This window comes from Sphingobium xenophagum (genome assembly GCF_002288285.1).
Taxonomy (GTDB): Bacteria; Pseudomonadota; Alphaproteobacteria; order Sphingomonadales; family Sphingomonadaceae; genus Sphingobium; species Sphingobium xenophagum.
Map to the genome: position 1 here is coordinate 2,480,111 of NZ_CP022745.1, position 24,896 is coordinate 2,505,006.

Annotated in this window: 22 protein-coding genes and 1 tRNA gene; 16 read left to right on the forward strand and 7 right to left on the reverse strand. The window is 63.9% G+C overall.

Going from position 1 to position 24,896, the window contains the following annotated elements; genetic code table 11:
* The first annotated feature begins 3 nt into the window (after positions 1-3).
* Positions 4-2,157, forward strand: a complete 2,154-nt coding sequence (locus tag CJD35_RS12070) for a hypothetical protein (protein WP_017182487.1) — start codon at positions 4-6, stop codon at positions 2,155-2,157.
* Entirely contained in the window at positions 2,150-4,201 is a 2,052-nt protein-coding gene (locus CJD35_RS12075) for a preprotein translocase subunit SecA (protein ID WP_017182486.1), read from the forward strand. Before CJD35_RS12070 ends, CJD35_RS12075 begins: the two co-directional genes overlap by 8 nt.
* A gap of 43 nt (positions 4,202-4,244) precedes the next feature.
* Here CJD35_RS12075 and CJD35_RS12080 read toward each other — a convergent pair whose 3' ends face one another.
* The 5 genes from CJD35_RS12080 to CJD35_RS12100 all read right to left on the reverse strand — a co-directional run bounded on the left by CJD35_RS12080 (position 4,245) and on the right by CJD35_RS12100 (position 9,584).
* The gene (locus CJD35_RS12080; protein ID WP_095687084.1) at positions 4,245-5,594 is read right to left on the reverse strand and encodes a TolC family outer membrane protein; all 1,350 of its coding nucleotides are present in this window, start codon (positions 5,592-5,594) and stop codon (positions 4,245-4,247) included.
* Between the two features lie 39 nt (positions 5,595-5,633).
* On the reverse strand, positions 5,634-6,605 hold the full coding sequence (locus tag CJD35_RS12085; protein ID WP_017182484.1) for an efflux RND transporter periplasmic adaptor subunit: 972 nt from the start codon (positions 6,603-6,605) through the stop codon (positions 5,634-5,636).
* A gap of 247 nt (positions 6,606-6,852) precedes the next feature.
* A tRNA-Glu gene (locus tag CJD35_RS12090) sits at positions 6,853-6,927 on the reverse strand.
* Positions 6,928-7,236: 309 nt separating this feature from the next.
* A complete protein-coding gene (locus tag CJD35_RS12095; RefSeq protein ID WP_017182483.1) occupies positions 7,237-8,013 on the reverse strand; it encodes a SapC family protein in 777 nt (258 codons plus the stop codon).
* Between the two features lie 131 nt (positions 8,014-8,144).
* Positions 8,145-9,584 (reverse strand): FAD-binding oxidoreductase, encoded by a 1,440-nt coding sequence (locus CJD35_RS12100; RefSeq protein WP_017182482.1) that lies wholly within the window; start codon positions 9,582-9,584, stop codon positions 8,145-8,147.
* Between the two features lie 77 nt (positions 9,585-9,661).
* Here CJD35_RS12100 and CJD35_RS12105 point away from each other — a divergent pair, with 77 nt between their 5' ends.
* Both CJD35_RS12105 and CJD35_RS12110 read left to right on the forward strand, forming a co-directional pair.
* Entirely contained in the window at positions 9,662-10,096 is a 435-nt protein-coding gene (locus tag CJD35_RS12105; protein WP_026002276.1) for a hypothetical protein, read from the forward strand.
* Positions 10,097-10,231: 135 nt separating this feature from the next.
* Positions 10,232-11,653 carry a DEAD/DEAH box helicase gene (locus CJD35_RS12110; protein WP_017182480.1) on the forward strand — a complete coding sequence of 474 codons (1,422 nt, stop codon included), beginning with the start codon at positions 10,232-10,234 and terminating at the stop codon, positions 11,651-11,653.
* A 470-nt stretch (positions 11,654-12,123) separates the two neighbouring features.
* Here CJD35_RS12110 and CJD35_RS12115 read toward each other — a convergent pair whose 3' ends face one another.
* Complete coding sequence (locus CJD35_RS12115; protein ID WP_017182716.1) at positions 12,124-12,573, reverse strand: hypothetical protein; 450 nt, start codon at positions 12,571-12,573, stop codon at positions 12,124-12,126.
* Positions 12,574-12,773: 200 nt separating this feature from the next.
* Positions 12,774-13,469, reverse strand: a complete 696-nt coding sequence (radC, locus tag CJD35_RS12120; protein WP_017182715.1) for a RadC family protein — start codon at positions 13,467-13,469, stop codon at positions 12,774-12,776.
* Positions 13,470-13,604: 135 nt separating this feature from the next.
* On the opposite strand from radC, the gene CJD35_RS12125 reads away from it, so the two are divergent.
* The 12 genes from CJD35_RS12125 to CJD35_RS12180 all read left to right on the forward strand — a co-directional run bounded on the left by CJD35_RS12125 (position 13,605) and on the right by CJD35_RS12180 (position 24,811).
* Complete coding sequence (locus tag CJD35_RS12125; RefSeq protein WP_017182714.1) at positions 13,605-16,835, forward strand: intermembrane phospholipid transport protein YdbH family protein; 3,231 nt, start codon at positions 13,605-13,607, stop codon at positions 16,833-16,835.
* Positions 16,836-16,887: 52 nt separating this feature from the next.
* On the forward strand, positions 16,888-17,019 hold the full coding sequence (locus CJD35_RS23530) for a YnbE family lipoprotein (RefSeq protein WP_338057772.1): 132 nt from the start codon (positions 16,888-16,890) through the stop codon (positions 17,017-17,019).
* On the forward strand, positions 17,016-17,417 hold the full coding sequence (locus tag CJD35_RS12135; RefSeq protein ID WP_019051993.1) for a YdbL family probable chaperone protein: 402 nt from the start codon (positions 17,016-17,018) through the stop codon (positions 17,415-17,417). Before CJD35_RS23530 ends, CJD35_RS12135 begins: the two co-directional genes overlap by 4 nt.
* A 170-nt stretch (positions 17,418-17,587) precedes the next feature.
* Complete coding sequence (locus CJD35_RS12140; RefSeq protein WP_017182711.1) at positions 17,588-17,911, forward strand: AtpZ/AtpI family protein; 324 nt, start codon at positions 17,588-17,590, stop codon at positions 17,909-17,911.
* 57 nt (positions 17,912-17,968) lie between these two features.
* Positions 17,969-18,754, forward strand: a complete 786-nt coding sequence (locus CJD35_RS12145) for a F0F1 ATP synthase subunit A (RefSeq protein WP_017182710.1) — start codon at positions 17,969-17,971, stop codon at positions 18,752-18,754.
* 53 nt (positions 18,755-18,807) lie between these two features.
* Entirely contained in the window at positions 18,808-19,035 is a 228-nt protein-coding gene (locus tag CJD35_RS12150; RefSeq protein ID WP_006961951.1) for a F0F1 ATP synthase subunit C, read from the forward strand.
* Between the two features lie 85 nt (positions 19,036-19,120).
* Complete coding sequence (locus CJD35_RS12155; protein ID WP_017182709.1) at positions 19,121-19,615, forward strand: F0F1 ATP synthase subunit B family protein; 495 nt, start codon at positions 19,121-19,123, stop codon at positions 19,613-19,615.
* Positions 19,608-20,222, forward strand: a complete 615-nt coding sequence (locus tag CJD35_RS12160; RefSeq protein ID WP_017182708.1) for a F0F1 ATP synthase subunit B family protein — start codon at positions 19,608-19,610, stop codon at positions 20,220-20,222. Before CJD35_RS12155 ends, CJD35_RS12160 begins: the two co-directional genes overlap by 8 nt.
* A gap of 334 nt (positions 20,223-20,556) precedes the next feature.
* On the forward strand, positions 20,557-22,473 hold the full coding sequence (gene uvrC, locus CJD35_RS12165; RefSeq protein WP_017182706.1) for an excinuclease ABC subunit UvrC: 1,917 nt from the start codon (positions 20,557-20,559) through the stop codon (positions 22,471-22,473).
* A 22-nt stretch (positions 22,474-22,495) separates the two neighbouring features.
* The gene (recO, locus tag CJD35_RS12170; protein ID WP_017182705.1) at positions 22,496-23,230 is read left to right on the forward strand and encodes a DNA repair protein RecO; all 735 of its coding nucleotides are present in this window, start codon (positions 22,496-22,498) and stop codon (positions 23,228-23,230) included.
* A 51-nt stretch (positions 23,231-23,281) separates the two neighbouring features.
* The gene (leuB, locus tag CJD35_RS12175) at positions 23,282-24,325 is read left to right on the forward strand and encodes a 3-isopropylmalate dehydrogenase (protein ID WP_017182704.1); all 1,044 of its coding nucleotides are present in this window, start codon (positions 23,282-23,284) and stop codon (positions 24,323-24,325) included.
* 66 nt (positions 24,326-24,391) lie between these two features.
* Entirely contained in the window at positions 24,392-24,811 is a 420-nt protein-coding gene (locus CJD35_RS12180; protein WP_017182703.1) for a hemerythrin domain-containing protein, read from the forward strand.
* The last annotated feature ends 85 nt before the right edge of the window (positions 24,812-24,896 follow it).

The following is a 24,896-nucleotide window of genomic DNA, read 5'->3' on the forward strand; positions in this document are numbered from 1 at the left end:
ATCATGGCCAATCCGTTTCACAGCTCGTCATGGTTTCAGGTCGCGCGGCTCCGCCCCCGGCTCAAGGGGCATGTGCGGGTGCGCAGGCACCGCTATCGCGGGCAGGTCTGGTATGTGATCGACGATGGCGCCTCCGGCAAGGCGCACCGCTTCCCCAAGGGCGCCTATGAACTGGCAGGCCGTCTTGACGGAACGACGACGGTCGAAGCGCTTTGGGAATTGCTGGTGGAACGTCTGGGCGAGGACGCACCCAGTCAGGATGACGTCATCGCTGCGCTGGGGCAACTGCACGCGGCCGATCTGCTTGCCAGCGATACATTGCCTGACACCGGCGAAGCCTATGAGCGGCTCAAGAAAGAGCGTCGCCAGCGCTGGTTGCAAAATCTCAAAAGCCCGATGTCGGTGCGGATCAATCTTGTCGACCCGGATCGCTTCCTCACCCGCCACATGAACCTGGTCGCGCCTCTGTTCAGTGTCGCCGGGGTCTTTCTGTGGCTGTGCGTGGTCGTGCCCGCGCTGCTGCTGGTCGGCACTAATTGGAACGCGATGACCGGCAATCTGGCCGATAGGGTATTGGCAGCCGACAATCTGCTGCTGATCGCGCTCATATATCCGCTGGTCAAATGCATCCATGAACTGGGTCATGGCTTCGCCGCCAAGAATTTCGGGCGCGAAGTGCGGGAAATGGGCGTGATGCTGCTCATCCTGGTACCAGTGCCCTATGTCGATGCCTCGCATGTCAGCATCCTTGCCAACAAATGGCAGCGGGCGCTGGTCGGCGCGGCGGGCATGATCGCCGAAGTGTTTATCGCCGCGCTCGCCACCTTTGCCTGGGTGTTGATGGAACCGGGGCTCGCGCGGGCCATCGCCTTCAACATCATGCTGATCGCTGGCGTGTCGACCGTGCTGGTCAACGGCAATCCCTTTTTGCGGTTCGATGGCTATTATATCCTGTCGGACCTGATCGAGATTCCCAATCTGGGCAGTCGCGCCAACAGGTTCTGGGCGCATCTGGTCGACAAATATATATTCCGCACCCCCGGCGTGCTTCCGTTCGACGCGACGCCCGGCGAAAAGCGCTGGTTCCTTTTCTTCGCCCCGGCTGCGCTGATCGCCCGCATGACGATGCTGATCGCCATCGCGCTGTTCGTGGCCCAGAAATATTTCGTGGTCGGCGTGCTGATAGCGCTCTGGTCATTGTGGAGCGGGCTGGGCCTGCCGGTCTGGAAGATGTTTGCGCATGTGGTTTCCAGCCCGCAACTGCATGGCAACCGGAAACGGGCGGTCAGGATCACGCTCGGCGTCGTCGGCGCGCTCTTGCTGGCGCTGTTTGCTGTTCCGCTGCCGCTGCACGTCAATGCACAGGGGATCGTCTGGTTGCCGGAGGAAGCGCATGTGCGCGCTGGCGCTGATGGCGTCATCACCCGGCTGGCGGCGTCCGACGGCACGCCGGTCAAGAAGGGCGCGCTGCTGATGCAGGCGGAAAACCCGGTGCTGGAGGCCGAAGTCGAGCAGATACGCTGGCGCTTGCGCGAACTGGAGGCGGAGGCAGATGCCGAACTGGCCGGCGATCTGGTCAAGCGGCAGATCAGCCAGGACGCATGGCGCGAATATTCCCGCCGACTGGTCGTGCAGGAACAGCGGCTGGGGGATCTGGGCCTGACGGCGGGGACAGATGGCACGTTCATTCTCACCCAGGCCCCGGCGCAGGATTTGCCTGGTCGTTATGTGCAAAAGGGAACGCTGCTTGGCTATGTGACGCCCGGCTATGCGGCGGTCGCCCGTGTCGTCGTGCCGCAGGATGATATCGAACTGGTGCGGGCGCGACTGCGCGGCGTGCGCTTCTGGCTGGGGTCCGAACCGGGCAAAAGCTGGGATGGGAGCATCGCCCGCGCGATACCGGGCGGCACCTTCGAACTGCCGAGCGAGGCGCTTTCCACCACGCACGGCGGGAGCATCCCCACCGATCCGGGCGATGAGAAGGGGCTGACGGCGCTCAACCGCGTGTTTCTGTTCGATGTGTCGCTGCCACAGCAATTGCGCGATGCCCGGTTTGGCACCCGCGTTCATGTCCGTCTGCAATTGGGGTGGGAGCCGGTCGGCTGGCAATTCATGCGCCGTCTGCGCCAGCTTTTCCTGACGCAATTCAATGACTGACGCGACGCTTTCGCGCTGGGGCGTATTCAGCGGCAAGGCGCGCGAAAAGGCCCGCCATTTCTGGCATGAGGCGCGCAGCGACGCCCGCCCGGTCATTGCGCCCTATGCAGAGCGCGGGCCAGCGCCGTCATGGAAATGGGACCGGCCACTCGCGCTCCTGCTTGGCCGCTGCATGCTCGCCGCGCAGCGGGGCGCGCCTGGCCTGCTCGATCGGGCGCAGCATATCGTCCAGCGTTGCGAGGAACTGGCCGATCTGTCCGATGAGGCGCTTGATGCTTCCTGCCGGGAAATCCGCGCCCGGCTGGTCCGCGAACGGCTGGGCGAAGCGGTGGTCGATGAAGCCTTCGCCCTGATCCGCGAAGTGAGCGGTCGGGAACTGGGCCTGCGCCATTTTCCTGTGCAATTGGCCGCCGGGCTGGTGATGCTGGATGGCGGGCTGGCCGAAATGGCGACGGGGGAGGGCAAGACGATCACTGCCTTGCTACCCGCGATCACCGCCGCGATGGCCGGCATGCCGGTGCATGTTTTCACGGTGAACGATTATCTGGCCGAACGCGATTGCAACAAATTGCGCCCCGTGATCGAGCGTTTTGGCCTGAGTTGCGGCCTGATCATCCATGGACAGGAAAATCCCGAACGCCGCGCGGCCTATGGATGTCATATCGTCTATGGCACGAACAAGGAGATGACGTTCGACTATCTGCGCGATCAGACGGCGTTGGGAAAAAGGAGAGGGCAGGGGCGGCGCCTGATTGCAGAGCTGTTCGGCCAGGTTGCGCAGCCCTTGCTGATGCGCGGGCTGCATTTCGCGATCGTGGACGAAGCGGATTCGATCTTCATTGATGAAGCACGCACGCCGCTGATCCTATCTGCCGAACTGCCCGGCGATGCAGATGGCGTCTATCTCGCGGCGCTGGAACTGGCATCCAAGCTGGAAGAAGGCCGGGACTATCTTCTGACCGAAGGCACGCGGTCGGTGCATCTGACTACGTATGGCAAGGCCAATGTCGCCGAATTGTCCCAAGGGCTGCCGCACACCCAGTGGCGGATCAGGCTGGCGCGTGAGGAACTGGCGATGCGGGCGATTTCCGCCACGCGGCTGTTCCTGCGGGACCGCGACTATATCGTGACGGATGGCAAAGTGCAGATCGTCGATGAATCGACCGGCCGGGTCATGGCCGATCGATCGTGGGAAGGCGGCCTGCATCAACTGGTCGAGACGAAGGAAGCCGTCGAGATTTCGGGCGTTCGCAACACCATGGCCCGCATCACCTATCAGCGCTTTTTCCGCCGCTATCGCCGGTTGAGCGGCATGACCGGCACGGCCGGGGAGGTGGCGGATGAGTTATGGGCCGATTATGGGCTGAAGGTCGTCGTCATCCCGCGCAATCGGACCAATATACGCAATGATCGCGGTCATGTGATGGTACGGTCGGCGCAGGACAAATGGGCGTTGGTCGCCGCCGAAGTTGCCCAGGTCCAGGCGCAGGAAGGCGCGCGTCCGGTATTGATCGGCACCCGCTCGGTTGCGGATTCCGAAGCCGTCTCGCACGCACTGGCTGACGCTGGCATAGCGCATCGCGTACTGAACGCGCGTCAGGACGAGGAGGAGGCGGACATCATCGCGCAAGCCGGTGCGCCGGGCGCCGTCACGGTCGCGACCAATATGGCCGGGCGCGGCACTGACATCCTGCTCGATCCAGAGGCCAAGGCGCTTGGCGGATTGCATGTCATCCTCACGGCCTTTCACGACACCGCACGCATTGATCGTCAATTATTCGGCCGCGCGGCCAGGCAGGGCGACCCCGGCAGCACCATTGCGATCACGGCGCTCGACGACCAGCTCTATGCCGATTTCGCGCCGCGCGCCGCCCGGATCATCGGCTCATCCGTCACGAACTGGCCCCTGATCGATGGCAAGGCGAACATGCTGCGCCGACTGGCCCAGCGCAATGCCGAGAAACGCCATGCCGCCGACCGGCGACAGACCGAACTGGCTGAGGAACGTCTCCGCAAGACGATGGCCTTTGGCGGCGGAGAATAGCGAAGCGCTGATCGCTCCCCGGAAAAAAGCGAACGCCTGCCGGTCAGTCCGCCTTCACGGTCGGCTGATAGAGGATGCTCTGGTCGAAATTGAGATCCGCCGCGTCCGCCTTGCCCATCACCGCGAGCAGGGCGAAGCCCGCGACATAGGCGTCACGCCGCGCGGTCAGCATCGTGACCTGGGCATTGAGTAGTTCCTGTTCGGCATTGAGCTGGTCGAGCAACGGGCGCAAACCCGCGCTGACTTCCGCTCGCATCCCCGCCAGCACCTGCTGGTTGGCGTTGACCCCGCGCTGCGCCGTGTCGGTCACGTTGGTCGCCGCCTGCCATGTCGCGAAGGCGGATCGCGTTTCGGCAATGACCTTGCCTTCGGCATCCAGCGCCTGTTTGTCGGCGACATCCTGCTTCGCGCGGGCCTGTCGCGTCTGCGCGCCGGTGCGCCCGCCATCCAGTATCGGCATTTTCAAAGTCACACCGACAAAGGCCGTCGTCCCGCGATCCCCGTTGCGCGGCCCTGTGCCCTGCTCCAGCGAACCGAGATAATCATATTGATTGAGCCCGCCAATCGCGCTCAATCGCGGGTAAGCCTGCGATCGGGCGACATCAATGTCATACCCCGCGGCGGTCCGCTGCACGCGGGCGGAGGCTATTTCGGGATTGTTGGCCAGCGCCATTTCCACGGCATCGGTGGGCGATGCTGGCATTTGCGGCAAGGGCGGCGGCAGTTCCAGATTTTCGGGCGCCCGGCCCACCAGCCGCAAATATTGCTCCTTGCTTGAAATCAGCCGCGCTCCGGCGGTTTCCAGCTGGCTTTCCGCCAGCGCGAGCCGCGCCTCCGCCTGCGCCACGTCGGTCGGCCCGCGACTGCCCGCGCGGCGGCGATCGTCGGCTTCCTTGACGGTGTAGCGCATCACATCGACATTGTTGCGGTTTAGGCCGACCACCGCCTCGTCGCGCAGCACGTCCATATAAGCGCCCACAACAGCGGAAAACAGGTCTGCCTCCGTCTTGTTCATGCCGAAATGGCTTGCCTCCAGCCGCGCCTTGGCTGCGTTCATACTGCCGCGTACCCCGCCAAAATCGAACATGAGCACATTGGCGTTGATCTGACCGACAAGCTGACGATCCGGGTTGGAAAAAAATCCGCTCGGCGCGGGTTTGCCGGTCAGGACATTTTCCTGATAGGTCGCGCTGCCGTCGACCGTGGGCATACCGGCGGCGCGGGCCAGCGGTACATCCTCTTCGGCAACGCGGATGCTGGCGCGCTGGGCCGATATGGTCGGGTTGTTGCGATAGGCCCCTTCCAGCGCCTGTTGCAGGGTTTCGGCGCTGGCGGACGATGGCAGGATGGCGCATGCAGCGATACCTGCGAAATAGACTTGCTTCCTGGTCATGTCCGTAAAGCTCCTGTCTGATCAGTGGGATGGGACCGCCTATTTGCTCCGCGCGGTAATGCTTGCGGGCTTGCGGTCGATTTCCAGTCGGCAGCGCAGTCCTGCGGGCAGCTTGTTGCCGGGATTGGGCAGTTCGAGACGCATGCCGAACGTGCCGCTGGCCGCATCGAACACGCGATCGATCACCTTGATCCGCGCCCGATATTTTCCTCCGACCGGCGCTTCGGGAAAGATCGACACCTCGTCCCCCACCTGCACCGCGTCCAGTTGCGCGATAGGGGCAAAGACTTCGACATTCAGCGGATCGACCTGCGCGATCGTCAGAATATGCGTCGCGTCGGCGCCCCGATACTCGCCCGGCGCCATGCGGCGCTCCGTCACGATACCATTGACCGGGCTGCGCACGGTCTTTTGTCCGATCACGCGCTGCGCCTGCACATATTCCAGTCGCGCAACCCGCTGATCTTCCGCCGCCGCCTTGCGCTCTTCCGCGGCGGATTGCGCATTGGCGCGCGCTTCGTCGACGACGTCGCGGGCAAGATATTGGCTGACCTGGTCGGATCGCTGGCTGACCGTGGCGAGATAGGCCGCCCGGCTGGCAGCGGCACGTTCCGTGTGGGGGTTGGACGCACGCGCCTGTGCGGCGGCGGCGGCGGCGCGCTCGACATCGGTGTATAGTTGAGCAACGACCTGCCCGCGCTGAACATCATCGCCCCGGTCGACATAGATATTCTGGATCACCCCTTCGACGCCACTATTCACGCGCACGATCTGGCTGGGTTCGATCAGGCAATCTGTGGGGCGGGCCGCATCCATTCCGGGCGGAGTCGCAGCATTGCCGCTGCTGGGCCGAACTGGCGCGCCGGCGGCCTTGGCGGTTGTAACAGGGCCAGCTGGCGCTGGCGCCTTCTGTTGCGCAGCGGGTGTTTCATCACTGCGGACGACAAGCGTTATCCCGGCAATCAGCGCCAGCGCGCCGCCACCGAAAATAACAGCCTGTTTGCGATCCATCGACCAAGCCTCCCCCAAAGCACGGCATCAGACGGCTCCCGCCATCCATTGCAGCAATTTATGCGACTTGTATCTTTGGCGAAAGGTCGGAAGTCCCCACTTCATTCCGCATCGGCAACCTAGCCAAGCTTGCAAAATGTTGCAACTATTTGTGACGTTGGAAATGTCTTGGAATAGGTCAGGAAATGCCCGGCAATGTCGCCTCTGCTCTGGGTTGGGCGCGTCGTGCAGGCAGGCTGCATTTGACTGGTGACCCCTACGGGAATCGAACCCGTGTTTCAGCCGTGAGAGGGCCGCGTCCTAACCGCTAGACGAAGGGGCCATGCGCCGCGTCGGGCGGCTGGCAGGGGCCGGGCTTTAGGAAGGCGTGCCGGGCGCGTCAAGGAAAACCGCGCCGGAACCAGACCAGTTGAAAAGCCGCATGCCAAAAAAACCGCCCCATGCAGAGCATGGAGCGGCCTAGGTTCAGGGAGGAGACGCCTCCAAAGGGGGAGGCGCCCATACGATACACCCGAAAGGGGGGCAGGTGCATCGCATGTTCAGTAGATAGGGCAGGTCACATTCCGTTTCAAGAGGAGATGCAATCGCTTTTTCTATCAATTATTTCCGCCGTTTCGGGTTAACTTCCCGTTCAGGCCTGAACGACCTGGGGAATCGGCCCCTTGCCCAGATTGACCTGCGCTTCGAAAATGTCGCGCATCAGCTGAAGCGAAAAGAGATGGGCGTGGATCAGCGGCAGCATCCCGCTCTGGTTGATCTTGCGCAGCTGGTCGCCGCGCAGGTCGCGCAGCTTTTCCTCGTTGATCATGCGGAAACCACGATAGACGAAGGGCTGTTCGTTGCCCGGCGTCTGGATCGCGACCTCGCCGTCCATCAGCAGGTCCATTTCCTGCAATTCGCGCACGAACTGGCCGGTGCGGGCAGCGGCCTGCTCGAAATCCTCGCAGAATTTCAGCACGCCCTGGGTCAGTTCGGTCGGCTTGCCATCCTCGAACAGGGGCTGGCCATCCTCGAACGGGCCGATCGCCGGGCTGGTCGGATCGAAGCACAGCGACAGTTCGTCGCTGTCGGGACGCAGCTTCGCCAGCATCCAGGGATAGCGCCGAACATAGGCCGGAATGTAGGACGGACCGCCCCGCAGCTTGCCTTCGTCATCGACGAAGATGTTGACCCCTTCATTAAGGCCCATCAGCGCCAGCGGCACCGAATCCGTGCCCGCCGAAAAGATGATCGGCACGAAACGCTGGGCGGCGACAAATTCGTCGATCGTCAGCGGAATGGCGTGCTGGCTGGTCAGGAACGGCGCCGAATCGACCGCTACGCTACGGAAATCGGCATGATCCAGGCTGCTCAGCGGAAGGAGGTCGTTATAGAAGATCGGCAGGTTATTCGCGGGCGCGCTGGCCATGATCCGTTATCCATTCTGTCAATAAAGCGGCGCTGTGCAGTGGCGCCGCCGGGCGTAAAACTGGGAGAGGGCGATAAAGCCCTGCGCAGCGGGTGGCAATTGCTTTCACACATTGGTTCCGGGCCTGATCTTCAGGCTTCATCGGGCAGGGGAATGAGTTTCCCCGGATTGAACAGCCCTTGTGGATCGAATGCGGCCTTGATCGCCCGCAGTGCGCCGATCCGCGCCGGGCCGGCCAGCCGCGCCAGCTCCGTCCGCTTCATCTGGCCGATGCCATGTTCGGCGGAAATGGACCCGCCCGCCGCTACCACAGCATCATGGACGAAGGCGTTGATCGCCTGGCCTTGCGCCGCGATCCAGCCTGGCCCGTCACTTGTCCCCTTTGGCGCGCGGACATGGAAATGGACATTGCCATCGCCCAGATGGCCAAAGGATGACGCCGTCGTGCCGGGAAAGCGCGCCATGGCCGCGTCGGCCGCATCGATCATGAAAGCGGGCATCCGCGCCACCGGCACGCTGATGTCATATTGCAGCGCCGGCCCCTGCGCCTTTTCCGATTCCGACAGCGACTCGCGAATTCGCCAGAAGGCTTCGGCCTGCGCTTCATTGGCGGCGACGACCGCGTCGATCGCAATTTCCCGTTCGAACGCCAGCGCCAGCGCGCCCTCCAGCCGTTCGACCGGCCCCGGATCGCGCAGATCGCCATGATCGACCTCGATCAGCACATGCCATGCCGTCCGTGTCTCGATCGGCGACCGGGTGCCGGGGATATGCCCCAGCACAAAGCCCAGTGTCTCGTCGGCGATCACCTCGAATCCCTCGACGGCATCGCCCAATTCCGCTTCCACCAGCCGAAGCAGCGCCAGTGCATCGGCCGGGGAGGAGACGCCGACCCAGCCGACCGCCCGCGCCGCTATGGCCGGGACCAGCCGCAGCGCCGCCGCCGTGATCACGCCCAGCGTCCCTTCCGCGCCGATCAGCAGCTGCTTGATGTCGTAACCGCGATTATCCTTTTTCAGCGCATCCAGCCCATGGAAGATGCTGCCGTCGGGCAGCACTGCCTCCACCCCTTCGACCAGCGCGCGCATCGTTCCGTGGCGCAACACCTGCGTACCGCCCGCATTGGTCGACACCAGCCCACCGATGGTTGCGGACCCCTTGGCCCCCAGGCTCAACGGAAAACGGCGACCGGCGGCTTCCGCGGCATCGTGCAGGTTGCTCAGGATCACGCCCGCCTCACAGATCGCCAGATTATCGTCCGCGCTCAGGCTGCGAATCCGGTTCATCCGCCGCAGCGACAGGACCAGCGCCGATCCGTCGGCAGGCGGCGTCGCCCCGCCCACCATCGACGTATTGCCCCCCTGCGGCACCAGCGCGACGCCCAACTCGCCAGCCAGCGCCACGATGGCCGCAACCTCCTCCACCGACGCAGGTGACAGGATCGCCGCCGCCGTGCCATGATAGCGCCCGCGCCAGTCGCTGACCCATGGCGCAATATCATCCGGGTCGGTGATGACGCCCTTGGGGCCAAGCAGCGCGGAGAAACGATCGATAATAGCCTGTCCAATCATGGGACGCACCTATCCCCTGAATTCATCGACTGTTCAACCATGGGTCGATAGCTTCCGATTCCCAAAAGGGGTTCGATTTGGTTCATTCCATATTGCTGCTGATGGCCGCCACTACGGCTAGCCCGGTTCAATGGGCGCAAATGACGATTGAACAGCGCGTCATCATTCGCGTGCCGATGGCGCGCAAGGGCAGGGCGCCCGCGCGCATAACGGAAAAAGCCGCCGACGCATGGGACGAAAAGAAGGGACCGCGCTGCGTCGCGCTCCGCTCGATTCGCGCTGCCGCCATCGCCGTGCGTAACGGGGTGGACCTGATCCTGGCCGACGATCATCGCTATCGCGCGCGGTTGGAAAAAGGGTGCGACGCGGCGGCTTTCTATTCCGGTTTCTATGTCGAACCGGACGAGGACGGGTCGCTATGTTCGGGCCGGGACGAATTGCAGGCGCGCGGCGGGACCAGTTGCGCCATCGAAAGCTTCAAGCGGCTGATCGCCGTCGAACCCGACGATTAAGTGTCGCGATCGGGCGGCAGGACAGGGCAAATCGCGCGATTTCCTTGACAAGCGGCCGATATTTCCGCAATGCGCGGCCGATTTCCGTCTCGCTATCGTGCAGGGCGGACAAGCCTCCTGTTCCCGGACCATTGAATGACTTTTGCCGATCTCGGCCTTTCCGACGAATTGCTCAGGGCCGTAACCGAGGCCGGTTACGATACGCCCACGCCTATTCAGGCGCAGGCGATCCCGTCCGTCCTGATGATGCGCGACATTATCGGCATTGCCCAGACGGGGACGGGCAAGACCGCCAGCTTCGTGCTGCCGATGATCGACATCCTCGCCCATGGACGCAGCCGCGCGCGGATGCCGCGATCGCTGATTTTGGAGCCGACCCGCGAACTCGCCGCCCAGGTCGCGGAAAATTTCGAGAAATACGGCAAATATCACAAACTTTCGATGGCGCTGCTGATCGGTGGCGTGTCGATGGGCGACCAGCTTGCCGCGCTCGAAAAGGGCGTGGACGTGCTGATCGCGACACCGGGCCGCCTCATGGACCTGTTCGGTCGCGGCAAGATCATGCTCAATGGCTGTTCGCTGCTGGTCATCGACGAAGCCGACCGGATGCTCGACATGGGCTTCATCCCCGATATCGAGGAAATCTGCACCAAGCTGCCCGCGCAGCGCCAGACGCTTCTGTTTTCGGCAACCATGCCCCCGGTCATCAAGAAACTGGCCGACAAATTCCTGTCCAACCCCAAATCGATCGAAGTCGCGCGCCCCGCCAGCGCATCGACCAACATCACCCAGCGTCTGGTGAAGGTCGACGCACGCAAGAAGCGCGACACCTTGTCCAAAATGCTGCGCGAAGCCGACGTCACCAGCGCGGTCATCTTCTGCAATCGCAAGACGACGGTGCGGGACTTGAACAAGAGCCTGCAACGCGACGGCTTCAAGTCGGGCGAAATCCATGGCGATATCGACCAGGGTTCGCGCATCGCCGAACTGGAACGCTTCCGCGCCGGCACCGTCAACATCCTCGTCGCGTCGGACGTCGCGGCGCGCGGTCTGGACATCAAGGGCGTCAGCCATGTGTTCAACTATGACGCGCCCTGGCACCCGGACGATTATGTCCACCGCATCGGCCGTACCGGCCGTGCGGGCGCATCAGGCGTCGCTTACACCTTCGTCACAGAAGCGGACGCCGAAGCGATCGACAATATCCAGAAGCTGATCGGCACCAAGATCGAGGTCGTCGGCGCGGCGGAGGCCATCGCCAGCACCGAACCGACCGCAGAATCCGCACCCAAGACGCCAAGGGGCCGCAAGCCCCGCACGGCAAAGCCTGCTGCTCAAGCGCCCGTCGCGGACGAGCCCACCGCTGAAAAGCCCAGCCCGGCCCGCCGGTCACGCGCGCAAAAGCCGCGCGAGGAAGCAGCCACCAGCCCAGCCGCCGCCCCCCGCGCCGCCGAAGCCCCCGCCCGCCAACGCCGCAACGATCATCAGGACGACGGCCCCGACGAAGGCTGGAACGGCCCGGTCCCCGAATTCCTGAACTTCGGCTTCGACGCCTGACCAGAGGCGGACGGGCTTTGCCCTGTCCGCCAACGAGCGACCAGAAACGCCCAACTCCGTCATCACCGGACCCTTCGGCAAGCTCAGGACAGGCTTGATCCGAGGTCGCGGTTTCTGCGCGAAGAAAAGCGGGATGCCGGGTCAAGCCCGGTATGACGAAAGGGGAATGGCAATGAGCGGCCAGAAACGCCCGTAAATTCCTCCCCTGCAAGGGGAGGGGGACCACGAAGTGGTGGAGGGGTGTCACACTATCGAGGGGAAGACACCCCTCCGTCTGGCCTACGGCCATCCACCTCCCCTTGAAGGGGAGGATGATCGGTGACGACCATTCTAGGTCACTCCGTCAGACCATGCGGATCGCTGAAACCGGCCATTCATGCCGATGGCAAGGCGAAGACTGAATGACCAAATCTGGTGGCTAGCTGCCGTTCCGCTTCCAGTCCGCACATGGTGGAAGCGGACGTTGGAGATCAGGCAGATCGTGTCGTCGTTATCGAGCTAAGGCTAGGCCACGCCTGCCATGTTCCGACCGCGTGGGCGATCCCGTAGCCAAGAACGACGAGAGAACTGACGATGGCGAAAGTATCGACGGTATGCGGCTTTATCACGAGTATTGGAACAAGTGCCAGTCCCCGAAGCAGGTAAACACCAGTGATGAGCACCAACGCGGTCCGCAAAAGCGGCAGACGCCTGATAAGACCAGCGGCGGAGAATGCGTAAAATGCCCACACCATGAGGACAGAGGCAATCGCCGCCGTCACCACCCCGGGAACCGATGAGCCACGTTCGGCGGCGACCGCCATCTCTTCGCCAGCTCCGAAGAACCTGTACCAGTCCGGTCCGCCTACAATGGTAGCCACATGCAACACCGATGCGGCGACGCTCAGTATCCCCGCTGCTACGAGCCAGCTATTTCTCATCTGTTTCCCTCTACCCCGTCCTAAAGTGTATTGCAGATGCCATACACCTGTCAAGAGCGTCCGCTTCAGGCGCTCAGGAGCGACGTGGGAACGACCGACATTTGGGCGATTGTTGTCGCACGTTTTTATCTGCGCATCTTCCGCTATCGCCGGTCAGCTTCGCAAAACCCGACCTTCCGCCATCCACCCATTCCATCCCCTCACAACAACCCCATAGCCCGCATACTGCTATGCCCGTTCGTGCCGACGATAATATGGTCATGCACCGCGATGTTCAGCCGCTTGCCTGCGTCGATGATCTGGCGTGTCACCTCTATGTCCTGACGGCTGGGTTCGGGCGATCCGCTGGGGTGGTTATGCACCAATATGATCGCTGCTGACCCCAGGTCTATCGCCCGCCTGATCACCTCGCGCACATAGATGGCCGCCTGGTCGATCGACCCGTCGCCCATATTTTCGTCGCGGATCAGCATGTTGCGCGCATTCAGGTGCAGCACCCGCACCCGCTCCACCCCCAGAAACGCCATGTCCGCGCGCAGATAGTCGAGCAGTGCCTGCCAACTGGCCAGCACGGGCCGCGCCGCCACTTCGTTGCGCAGCGTCCGCAGCATCGTCGCCTGCACGATCTTGATCGCCGCGATGCTGGTGTCGCCCATGCCCGGCACCCGCGCGATCGCCTGCCAGTCCGCGCTCATCAGCCCGCCAATGCCGCCAAATTCGCGCAGCAACGCCTTGGCCAGCGGCTTGGTATCGCGCCGGGGAATCGCCAGGGCGAGGAGATATTCGATCAGTTCATGATCATGCAGCGCATCCCCGCCGCTTTCGGCCAGCTTCTGCCGCAACCGCGCGCGATGCCCTGCGCCATCATGCGTGACTTTTGCGTCCTGCTCCGCCAAACCTGCGTTCCTCGCTACTGGCCATCGACGCTATAAGTTGCGGAATCGCGGGGCAAGGATATTTAATCGCGTACGGACGTTATGGTCCCGTTACGGACCATCAGCGTTACTTGAAAGCCGGGGTTGGCCATAAGCATGGAAGAACAGGACGGCGAAGAGCAGGTTCGCCGGGGTTGGCTACGCTGGCTGGGTGTCGGCACCGGGTCGCTTGCACTGGTGCTGGCCGGGCTGTGGACGCAGCGCGCGCCGATCGCGGAAAATTTCGTCAGCCGCGAACTGAACCGGCGCGGGGTGCAGGCCAATTATGATCTGACCGATGTGGGCCTGCGCACCCAGCGGATCGAACATATCCTGCTGGGCGACCCGGCCAATCCGGATCTGACCGCCGACTGGGTAGAGGTCGACATTGCTTTCGCCGGTCTGACGCCACAGGTCGCCGCGGTGCGCGCGGGCGGCGTGCGGATGCGCGGTTCCTATCGCGACGGCGTGCTGCGGCTGGGCGAACTGGACAAGTTCAGCGATCCTGATTCCACCGAACCCTTCAGCCTGCCCGACATCCTCCTTGCACTCAACGACGCGCGTTTGCGGCTCGATACCGATGCCGGCCAGGTGGCGATGCGTATCGACGGGACCGGCAATCTGCGCTCCGGCTTTCAGGGCAAACTGGCCGCCGCCATGCCCCGCGCGGCCTTTGCCGGTTGCGGCCTGACGGACGGGCGCGCGTCGCTGGCCATCGCCATGGACCGGGGCCGTCCGCATGTCACCGGCCCGGTGCGTGCCTCGGCGCTTGCCTGCCACGATAGCGCCGCCATGGCCCGCCCGACGGCGACGCTTGACCTCACGCTGGGGCAGGCGTTCGACCGCTGGAGCGGCCATGTCGACCTGTCGGGTGAGGCGCTCAAGGCCAGCGGCATCGTCCTGGCCGCACCCAGCGGCCGTGTCGATTTCGACGGGACGGCATCCGCCACCAGCGGCCGCGCCCGCATCGGCGCAAGGGCGCTGGCGGGGCAGGGGGCCATGATCGAACAGGCGAGCCTTGCGGGAACATGGTCGGTCAAGAGCGGCGAAGCGAAGGCGCAAGGCGAACTGTCGGGGCGTCAGCTCCATATGGCGGGCCGCGATCCGCTGGCGTCGCTGCGCAGCGCCACCCTTGGCTCCCCCGTCGGCCCGCTCGCCACCCGCTTGGCCGATGCCGTGCGCCGCGCGGGGGACAATAATCGGATCAGTACGCGCTTCGCCTTCGTCCAGCGGGGCGCCGCGGGCAGCCTTGCCCTCACCGATAGCCGCCTTGTCGCCCGCAGCGGCGCGCAGGTCGGCCTGTCCCCGGATGGCCGCATCACGCTGGCCTGGCCCGGCCGCGCCGGTTCCAGCCTCGATTGGGCGCTCGAAGGCGCGTTGCGGACGGGCGGCGGCGGCCTGCCCGATGCCGCGCTGCGCCTGGCCCGCCGCGCGGGTGGCGGCTTTGGCGGCGAATTATTCGTCGATCCCTATGCCGCTGGCGACGCGCGCCTGAGCATCGATCGGGTCCGCTTCATCGCCCAGCCCGATGGCGCCACCCGTTTCTCGACTGCGCTGCGCCTCGATGGGCCGTTGCCCGATGGTCGCCTGCGCGGCCTTCGCTTGCCGATCGAGGGGCAGCTTGCCGCCAATGGCGCGCTGGCGATCAACCGCCGCTGCGTGCCCCTGTCGTTGATCGAAGCCCGCTATAGTGCCTTTGCCATTGGCCAGACGCGCCAGACACTTTGTCCTCTGGATGGCGGCGCGCTGTTCGCCATGGGTCCAAAGGGCATCAGCGGCGGCGCGGACATCCCCGATCTGGCGCTTGTCGGCACCAGCGGCGACAGCCCGCTGCGCCTGACCGCCGATCATGCCCGCATCGCACTTGGCCAGACCGGCTTCGCCCTTGCCAACCCCGCGCTGACGCTTGGCCCGAACGACGCTCCCGTCCGCCTGACCGCCGCCAGCCTGGACGGCGCGATGACGGCGCGCGGCCTTGGCGGCACTGTGAGCGGGGCAGGGGGGCAGATCGGCACGGTTCCGCTGATCGTCGAACAGGGCAACGGTACCTGGCGCTTCGCCGACAGCGCGCTCGATTTCCGCGCCGCCATGACCGTGCGCGATTCGCAGTCGCCCGTCCGCTTCAACCCGCTTGCTGTTCCCGATTTTGCCCTGACCCTGAAAAATGGCCGCATCGCGGCGACCGGCACGCTGGCCTCCCCGCGCAATGGCGCGACCGTCGCCCGTACCAGCATCGCGCATGAGCTTGGCAGCGGTAAAGGGCATGCGGACCTCAACGTGCCCGGCCTGGTTTTTGGTCCTGCTCTCCAGCCTGACGAAGTCACCCCGCTGGCGCTCGGCGTCGTCGCCAATGTCGCGGCGACGGTGACGGGGAACGGGCGGATCGACTGGAACGGTTCCAACGTCACCTCCACCGGCACGTTCCGCACCGACAATGCCAATCTCGCCGCCGCCTTCGGCCCGGTGCAGGGCCTGTCGGGCGAAATCCGCTTCACCGACCTCATCAACATGGTCACCGCGCCGGGCCAGACCGTCAAGATCACGTCCGTCAATCCCGGCGTGGAAGTCCGCGACGGCACTGTCCGCTATCGGCTGGAAGCGGGGCAGAAGGTCCGAATCGAGGGCGGCGGCTGGCCGTTTTCTGGCGGGCAGCTGGTCCTGCTTCCCACCACCATGGATTTCAGCGCCGACGTCGATCGCTACCTGACCTTCCGCGTCATCGGCCTCGATGCCGGGGCGTTCATCCAGGCAATGGAGCTGGACAATATCTCGGCCACCGGCACATTTGATGGCCTCATGCCCCTCATATTCAACTCGCAGGGCGGGCGGGTCGCGGGCGGGGTGCTGGTCGCCCGGCAACAGGGCATGCCGCCGCTGCTGATGCCCGAAGGCGTCTTGCCGACCATCCCCTGTGATCCTGCGCGGCAATCGGGCGTGCTCTCCTATGTCGGTCCCGTATCGAACGAGCAGCTAGGGACGATGGGGCGGCTGGCATTCGATGCGCTCAAGAACTTGCAATATAAATGCCTGACGATCCTGATGGACGGCGCGCTGGACGGCGAAATGGTCACCAATGTCGTGTTCAACGGCGTCAATCGCGGTCAGTTGGGCGGCACCCCGGCAGGGTTGGCACGCAACTTCACGGGCCTGCCCTTCCTGTTCAACGTGCGGATCGCCGCGCCCTTCCGCGGGCTGCTCGGCACCGCCCAGTCCTTCATCGATCCCTCGCAACTCATACAGAACAGCATCGGCGACCAGATGCAGGCGACCATGAAGAGCAAAATGAACGAAAGCCTTGCGGTTCAGCCTGCGGAAAGCGACAACATGCCAAACAGGGAGCGCAAATGAAGAAGCAAGCAATCATGATGGCGGGTTTCGCCGGTCTGGCCCTGGGGGCTGTATTCAGGTCAAGGCGCCTGACAAGCCGATCGAAATCAACCTGAATGTAAAGGTGCAGCAGGAGGTCGTCGTGCGCCTGCAACGTGACGCACAGGATCTCATCCAGAATAACCCGGAGTTGTTCCCGCAATGACACGCAAGATGCTCATGATCGCCGCTGGTGCCGCCGTCGCGCTGGCCGCTGGATTTGCAATGACCGCGCCCGCCCGTGCCCAGACCGGGGCCGTGGCCAGCGCCATGGCGGCCGGCACGGTGGGCGAACAGGCCGATGGCTATCTCGGCATCGCCGGGACGGTGGCGGGCGATGTCCGCGCCGAAGTCGAATCGATCAATATCAAGCGTCGCGCTGCCTATACGCAGCTGGCCAGCCAGCGGGGCGTCACCGTGCAGGATGTCGCCGCCGCCACTGGTTGTCAGACGCTCAGCAGCAGGGTCAAGACCGGCCAGGTGTATCGCATCGGCGCTGGCGCGTGGCAGACCAAGGGTGCCGGCCCGATCGCGCTGCCGCCCTATTGCGCGTCGGCGGGCTGAAAAGACGCACTGGCGGACTTTTCTCATTCCTTCGTCCGGGGGTGCCAATCTCTGCCCAACCATGGTTGACTATCCGCAATCGCCTTTCTAAACGGGCCGCGCCTTGACGGGTGCAGCCGCAAGCGCCATGCCGCCTGCCATATGGGGTAAAACCCCGATGGAGGACGAACATGGTTGCGGATGGACCCGGACAGGACCCGGCGGGGGAAGATGTGCGCATCACGTCTCTGGAAGAGCGGATTGCGCGCGCTGAATCCGTTGAAAAGGTCAGGCAGGGGGCTGTGGAGCAACAGGCGGACGATGGGTCTCGCCTGGGCAACCGGGTTCTTGCGGAACTGATCGGCGGTCTTGTCGGCGGTGCGTTGATCGGCTGGGTTTTGGACCGGCTGTTTGACACATCCCCATGGCTCCTGCTCGTTTTCCTCGGTCTTGGCATCGTGGCGGCGTTCAGGAACATCATCAGATTGACGACGACGAAGCGTCCCCCGGAATAAAGGACGCTTTTGTCATAGTCCGACGTTTAGACGGTTTAGACGTAACAGGGGTCCAGCGTGGCAGAATCCGGCAAAATCGATCCGATGCATCAATTTGCGATCGAACCGCTGTTCGGTACGGATCATCTGTCGATCGGCGGCTTCAACATCGCCTTCACCAACAGCGCGCTCTATATGGTGCTCGCGGCTGTGGTGCTGTGGATCTTCGTGATCGGCGGCATGAAGCGCGAACTGGTCCCCGGTCGCTGGCAGATGGCGGTCGAATATATGACCGGCTTCATCAAGAATCTGCTGATTGCGAATATCGGCGACAAGGGGCGCAAATATATCCCCTACGTCTTTTCGCTCTTCATGTTCATTCTGCTGGCTAACCTTCTGGGCCTGCTGCCGCTGGGTCTGGTGGGGCTTCACCCCTTTACCTTCACCAGCCATTTCACCGCCACTGGCGTATTGGCGATCATGAGCTTCTCGATCGTCCTGATCGTCGGCTTCGCCAAGCATGGCTTCCACTTCTTCTCGCTGTTCGTGCCCCATGGCACGCCTGCGCTGATGGTGGTGCCGCTCTTCTTCATTGAACTCGTCTCCTTCATGGTGCGTCCGTTCAGCCTGGGCCTGCGACTGTTCGTCGCGATGACCGCTGGCCACGTACTGCTGAAGGTGCTGGCGGGCTTCGTCATCAACAGCGCCAACGCCTCGCCGGCTTTGGGTCTCACCGTCGGCACCGCCAGCTTCGTCCTGATGATCGGTATCAGCGCGCTGGAAATGCTGGTTGCGGTGATCCAGGCCTATGTGTTCGCGCTGCTGACCTCGGTCTATCTCAACGATGCCGAAAACCTGCACTAAGATTTCCGTAATTTCGTCAACATTATCAATATTCTAACGAAGGAGTTTACGACATGGACGCAGAAGCCGCAAAGCTGCTCGGTGCTGGCCTGGCCGCGATCGGTGCGGGCATCGCTGCCCTCGGTGTGGGCAACGTATTCAGCGCGTTCCTCGAAGGCGCGCTGCGCAATCCGGGCGCTGCTGATGGCCAGCAGGGCCGTCTGTTCATCGGTTTCGCCGCGGCGGAACTTCTGGGTCTGCTGGCGTTCGTTATCGCCATGATCCTGGTGTTCGTGGCCTGACACATATTGGGTGCGGGCTGGGCGGCTTCGTGCTGGCCCGCCCGCATCCCCCCAAATTGACCGCGCCCTGATCGGACGGATAGATATGCCTCAAATCGCGCAAATCGCCGAAACCTACTCCAGCCAGATTTTCTGGTTGCTGTTGACCTTCGGCTTCGTGTTCTTCGTCATCGGCCTCGGCATGGTGCCCAAGGTTCAGGGTACGGCGGACGCGCGCGACGCGAAGATCAGTGGTGATCTGGACGCGGCCAAGGCCGCCTTCGCCCGCGCCGACGAAGCGGAAGCCGACTATCGCGTCCGTGACGCGCAAAGCCGTGCCGCCGCCCAGGCGATGCTGGTTCAGGCCAAGGCGCAAGCCGCCAAGGCATCCGAAACCAAGCTCGCTGCCGCCGACGCTGAAGTCGCCGCCAAGATCGCGGCCGCCGAAGCCCGGATCAAGGCCGCCAGCGATGCCGCTCTGGCAGAAATTGAAACCGTCGCTGCCGATGCGGCACGCGACATGGTGGCCCGTATCGCTGGCGTGCAAGCGTCGGACGATGCAGCCCGCAACGCAGTAAAGGCGGCACTGGCCCATGGCTGAGGCAGCAGCACAGCATTCGGCGGAAACGCCCCCGAGCCTTGAACAGGCAATCCATGCCGAAGGACTGGAGCCGGTTGGCACCGTCGCGCACGAAGGCGTCGCGCCCCATACAGATCCCAAGGCTGTCGGCATGGACGCCACCGCCTGGGTCAGCCTGGCGATGGCGGTCTTCATCGCCATCCTTCTGTTCAAGAAGGTTCCCGCTCTGATCGGCAGCGTGCTTGACGGGCGGATCGCACAGATCAAGGCGCAACTCGCCGAAGCCTCCAAGCTGCGTGCCGAGGCCGATGCGCTCAAGGCCGAATATGAGGCGAAACTCGCCGCCGCTGCGGGTGAGGCCGAAGCGATGCGCAAGTCTGCCGAGCATGAGGCCGAAACCCTGCTGGAGGACGCCCGCACCGCTGCCGCCGATCTGGTCGTCCGTCGCCAGAAAATGGCTGAGGACAAGATTGGCGCCGCCGAACGCGCTGCCATCACCGCCATCCGCGCCCGCGCCGTCAACGCCGCAACCACGGCCGCGGCCAGCCTGATCGCACAGGGCCATGATGCCAGCGCCGACAAGGCTCTGGTCGATAGCGCCATCAAGGGTCTCGGCCCGGTCGTCTGATCGCGCCACGCCAGACAAAAAGGAAAAAGGGCCGGGCGCAATCCCGGCCCTTTTGCGTTGGCGCTTTAAGTCCTCCCCCGTGGGGCTGAGAAATCGCGCATGACGTTTCGTTATTTCTACAACGTCATCCTGAACTTGTTTCAGGATCCATCGTGCCCCAAACACTGCCGCCGCGTGTGACGAGAAATGGATGCTGAAACAAGTTCAGCATGACGATGAAGGCAAGGGCAGTTTCATAGGCGCGATAGCTCTGCCGGAGGGGCGATGGGTTCCCTGTGGCCATCACCCCAACCGCCCCCATTGCGATCCCCGCCCGGCACGCTATCTCATCCCCATGTCGCAACCCCAATCCCCCGACCGTTTCAACGAGGACAAGGCCAGCTACACGGTGCGCGGGTCCGGCGCGCCGGATATCGACGCGGGGGTGGAGGCGATCCGCACCACGCTGCGAACCCTGCCGATCCGGCCCGGCGTCTATCGGATGCACGATGCGCGCGGCGACGTCCTCTATGTGGGCAAGGCCCGCGCGCTCAAGAATCGCGTCGCCAACTATACCCAGGTCGACCGCCTTCCCCGCCGCCTGCAACGCATGGTCGCCCAGACCCGCTCGATGACCATCGTGACCACCAACAGCGAGGCCGAAGCCCTGCTGCTGGAGGCGCAACTCATCAAGCGCTACCGCCCGCCCTACAATGTGCTGTTGCGCGACGATAAAAGCTTCCCCTTCATCCTGCTGCGGGAGGATCATGCCTTTCCCCGCGTCCAGAAGCATCGCGGCGCGCGCAAGGCGAAGGGCCGCTATTATGGCCCTTTCGCCAGTGCCGGGTCGGTCACCCGCACCATCAACGCGCTGCAAAAGCTCTTTCTGCTCCGCTCCTGCACCGACAGCTTCTTCGCCAATCGCTCGCGCCCCTGCCTGCTCTATCAAATCAAGCGCTGCTCTGCCCCCTGCGTCGATCGCATCGACCCGGAAGGCTATGCCGAACTGGTCCGCGACGCGCAGGATTTCCTGGGTGGCAAGTCGACCAAGGTGCAGCAGAAACTCGGCACCGCGATGCAGGCCGCGTCCGATGCAATGGATTTCGAGCAGGCCGCCGTCATCCGCGATCGCCTCAAGGCGCTGACCTTCATTCAGGGCAGCCAGGCGATCAATGCCGAAGGTCTTGGCGACGCCGACATTTTCGCGCTGGCGCAAAAGGGTGGCGCAATGTGCATCCAGGCCTTCTTCATTCGTGGCGGACAGAATTGGGGCCATCGCAGCTTCTTCCCCGTCCACACCAACGAAGTGGCGGAGGACGAGGTGCTGGCCAGCTTCATGGCGCAGTTTTACGAGGAAGTGCCGCCGCCCAAGCTGGTCCTGGCCGACCGCGCGCCCGCCGAATGCGAATTGATGGCGCAGGCGCTCAGCGAACGGATCGGCAGCAAGGTCCGCATCGAAGTCCCCCAGCGCGGCGATCGCACCCGCCTGATCAAACAGGCGCAACGCAATGCGGTGGAGGCGCTGGACCGCCGCCTCGCCGAAACCACCAGCCAGGGCAAGATTCTCGACGAGATGGTCGAGATGTTTGGGCTGGACGCTGTACCTGATCGCATCGAAATCTACGACAACAGCCATATTCAGGGCGCTCATGCCCTTGGCGCGATGGTCGTCGCGGGGCCGGAGGGGTTCCGCAAAAACGCCTATCGCAAGTTCAACATGAAGAACCCCGAAATCTCCAACGACGATTTCGCAATGATGCGCGAAATGTTCGAACGCCGTTTCGGCCGCGCCCAGCGCGAAGACCCTGATCGCGACAGTGGCGAATGGCCCGATCTGGTGCTGATCGACGGCGGCAAGGGCCAGCTATCGGCCGCCCGCGCCATGCTGGAGGAAATGGGCATCGAGGATGTCACGATGGTCGGCGTCGCCAAGGGGCCGCACCATGGCCGCGACGGGCGGGAGGTGTTTCACCTGATGGATGGCAGCGAACTGACGCTCCCGGTCAATCACCCGGTCCTCTTCTACCTCCAGCGCCTGCGCGACGAAGCCCATCGCTTCGCCATCGGCGCCCACCGCGCCAAGCGCAGCAAGGCGATCACCGTGTCGTCGCTGGACGAAGTTCCCGGCATCGGCCCCGCCCGCAAAAAAGCCCTGCTCATGCATTTCGGCACCGCCCGCGCCGTCCGCGACGCGGCGCTGGAGGATCTGGCCCGCGCGCCGGGTGTTTCAAAAGCGGTGGCGCAGCAGGTCTATGATTATTTTCATGGCTGATCCCGGCGGGGGCGCATAGCGCATGTCGATCCTCGCGACCCCTGCGATCATTTGCTCGCTGCGCCAGCATGGCGAACATGGCGCGATCGCGCGGTTGCTGACACCCGACCATGGCCTGATCGCGGGCTATGTGCGGGGCGGCCGATCCCGCGCGATGCGTCCAGTGCTGCTCCCCGGGAATAGCGTCGCGGCGACTTTCCGCGCCCGGACGGAGGAACAGCTCGCCAGCCTGACCGTCGAACTGGCGCATAGCCGCGCACCGCTTCATGCTGAACCCTTGCCTGCCGCCGCGATCGACTGGGCCTGCGCGCTGACCGCCATCGCCCTGCCGGAAGGGACGCCCTATCCCGCGCTTCATTCCGCGCTCGATGGCGTGCTGGGCGCGGTGGAGGCCGCCCCTGCGGCCCGTGGCTGGGCAGTGGCGCTGGTTCGCTACGAACTGCTGCTGCTCGCCGAACTGGGCTTCGGCCTTGATCTGACGCGCTGCGCTGCGACGGGCGACGCCACCGATCTCGCCTTCGTCAGCCCGCGCAGCGCGGCGGCGGTCAGCCGGGCAGGGGCCGTCGGCTATGAAAGCCTGCTCCTGCCGCTTCCCCCCTTCCTGCTGGAGGGTGGCACGGGCGAATGGAGCCAGATACTCGACGGCTTGCGCCTGACCGGCTTCTTCCTCGAACGCTCGATCCTCACCGACTGGCGCGCCGATGTGCTGGCAGCAAGGGAAAGGCTGGTCGAAAGGCTCAAAAGGGCGGTTGCGTGAAACCTCCTGTCTCCATAAGGGATCGCCACGCAATATAAGGAGTGCCCGCCCATGTTGATCGCCCTGTTCCCCGGAGACGGCATCGGTCCCGAAATCGTCGATCAGGCCAAGCGCGTGCTGGATGCGCTGGCGATCGACGGCCTGACCTATGAGCATGGGCTGGTCGGCGGCGCGGCCTATAAGGCGGTCGGCCATCCGCTCCCGCCCGAAACGCTGGAACTGGCCAGGCGTGCCGACGCCATCCTGTTCGGCGCGGTGGGTGATCCCGATTGCGACGCCCTTGAACGCCATCTGCGGCCCGAACAGGCGATCCTGGGCCTGCGCAAGGAACTTGGCCTCTTTTCCAACCTGCGCCCGGCCAAGGTATTTCCCGAACTGGCCGGCGAATCCGCCCTCAAGCCCGAAGTTGCCAGCGCGATCGACCTGCTGATCGTCCGGGAAACCAATGGCGACGTCTATTTCGGCGAAAAGGGCTTCCGCACCACGGCCGACGGCCTGCGCGAAGGCTATGACATCATGTCGTACAACGAGGCCGAAGTGCGCCGCATCGCCCATAGCGGCTTTCAGGCGGCACAGGCGCGGCGCGGCAAGCTGTGTTCGGTGGACAAGGCCAATGTGCTCGAAACCAGCCAGCTTTGGCGCGACGTGGTGATAGAGGTATCGGCGGACTATCCCGACGTGGCGCTCAGCCATATGTATGTGGACAATGCCGCGATGCAGCTGGTCCGCAACCCCGGCCAGTTCGATGTCATCGTCACCGGCAATCTGTTCGGCGACATTTTGTCCGATCAGGCCAGCATGTGCGTCGGCTCCATCGGCATGCTGGCGTCCGCCACGCTCAACGGCAGCGGGCAGGGGCTGTACGAGCCGATTCATGGGTCCGCCCCTGACATTGCGGGCACTGGAAAGGCCAATCCGCTGGCCACCATCCTGTCCGCCGCGATGATGCTGCGCTATTCGCTCGACCTCGGCGCGCAGGCCGATCGTATCGAGGCGGCCGTGGCCAAGGCGCTGGCCAACGGCGCGCGCAGCGCCGACCTGGGCGGCGCCATGACCACGGTCGAAATGGGCGATGCGGTGCTGGCGGTTCTTTGACAGGCCACCGCCGCCCTTAAGATTTCGTCGCCCCGTCGTTCTTAAAAGAAAACGGGGACGCAACGAATGACGATCATATTGAAGCAGGATCATGACGCCTTGCGCGCCATGATGCACGATTTCGCGCATGTTCTGCGCACGCGCGGTTCCGACGCCTTGCCGGACATAGCGCGCAGGCGTATCTCTTTTTCCCAGCTGTTCCGCCAACATATGGGGCGAGAGGACGCCCGCGCCCTGGATTTGCGGAACGGCCGTCAGGCGGCGCAGGCCGATCCGGTCCTGCGCGAACATGGCCGGGCAATCCGCATCCTGTTCCTGCGCTACAGCGACCATATCAAATATTGGACGCCAACAGTGATCAAGGGGAGTTGGGACGACTATCTTGCGGCGGTGCTGGTGCTGCAAGGCGAATTGGCCGATCGGATGGCGTGGGAAGAACGGTGCCTCTATCCACTGATAGATGCGCAGCCACGCGGGGCAGCCTGACGCGCGACTGAATGCTGACATTTCCTCAGGGTCAGAACCGGACTGCCGGCGGCAGTTCAGGGCCAATTTCATCGCAAAGGTTCTG

Coding starts and splice junctions, on each gene's coding strand:
- CJD35_RS12115 (WP_017182716.1), bottom strand. CDS start 12,573: ATGAGAAATAGCTGGCTCGTAGCAGCGGGGATACTGAGCGTCGCCGCA.
- CJD35_RS12080 (WP_095687084.1), bottom strand. CDS start 5,594: ATGACCAGGAAGCAAGTCTATTTCGCAGGTATCGCTGCATGCGCCATC.
- leuB (WP_017182704.1), top strand. CDS start 23,282: ATGTTGATCGCCCTGTTCCCCGGAGACGGCATCGGTCCCGAAATCGTC.
- CJD35_RS12070 (WP_017182487.1), top strand. CDS start 4: ATGGCCAATCCGTTTCACAGCTCGTCATGGTTTCAGGTCGCGCGGCTC.
- CJD35_RS12075 (WP_017182486.1), top strand. CDS start 2,150: ATGACTGACGCGACGCTTTCGCGCTGGGGCGTATTCAGCGGCAAGGCG.
- CJD35_RS12110 (WP_017182480.1), top strand. CDS start 10,232: ATGACTTTTGCCGATCTCGGCCTTTCCGACGAATTGCTCAGGGCCGTA.
- uvrC (WP_017182706.1), top strand. CDS start 20,557: ATGTCGCAACCCCAATCCCCCGACCGTTTCAACGAGGACAAGGCCAGC.
- CJD35_RS12135 (WP_019051993.1), top strand. CDS start 17,016: ATGACACGCAAGATGCTCATGATCGCCGCTGGTGCCGCCGTCGCGCTG.
- CJD35_RS12180 (WP_017182703.1), top strand. CDS start 24,392: ATGACGATCATATTGAAGCAGGATCATGACGCCTTGCGCGCCATGATG.
- CJD35_RS12095 (WP_017182483.1), bottom strand. CDS start 8,013: ATGGCCAGCGCGCCCGCGAATAACCTGCCGATCTTCTATAACGACCTC.
- CJD35_RS12155 (WP_017182709.1), top strand. CDS start 19,121: ATGCCTCAAATCGCGCAAATCGCCGAAACCTACTCCAGCCAGATTTTC.
- CJD35_RS12085 (WP_017182484.1), bottom strand. CDS start 6,605: ATGGATCGCAAACAGGCTGTTATTTTCGGTGGCGGCGCGCTGGCGCTG.
- recO (WP_017182705.1), top strand. CDS start 22,496: ATGTCGATCCTCGCGACCCCTGCGATCATTTGCTCGCTGCGCCAGCAT.
- CJD35_RS12150 (WP_006961951.1), top strand. CDS start 18,808: ATGGACGCAGAAGCCGCAAAGCTGCTCGGTGCTGGCCTGGCCGCGATC.
- CJD35_RS12100 (WP_017182482.1), bottom strand. CDS start 9,584: ATGATTGGACAGGCTATTATCGATCGTTTCTCCGCGCTGCTTGGCCCC.
- CJD35_RS12125 (WP_017182714.1), top strand. CDS start 13,605: ATGGAAGAACAGGACGGCGAAGAGCAGGTTCGCCGGGGTTGGCTACGC.
- CJD35_RS12160 (WP_017182708.1), top strand. CDS start 19,608: ATGGCTGAGGCAGCAGCACAGCATTCGGCGGAAACGCCCCCGAGCCTT.
- CJD35_RS12140 (WP_017182711.1), top strand. CDS start 17,588: ATGGTTGCGGATGGACCCGGACAGGACCCGGCGGGGGAAGATGTGCGC.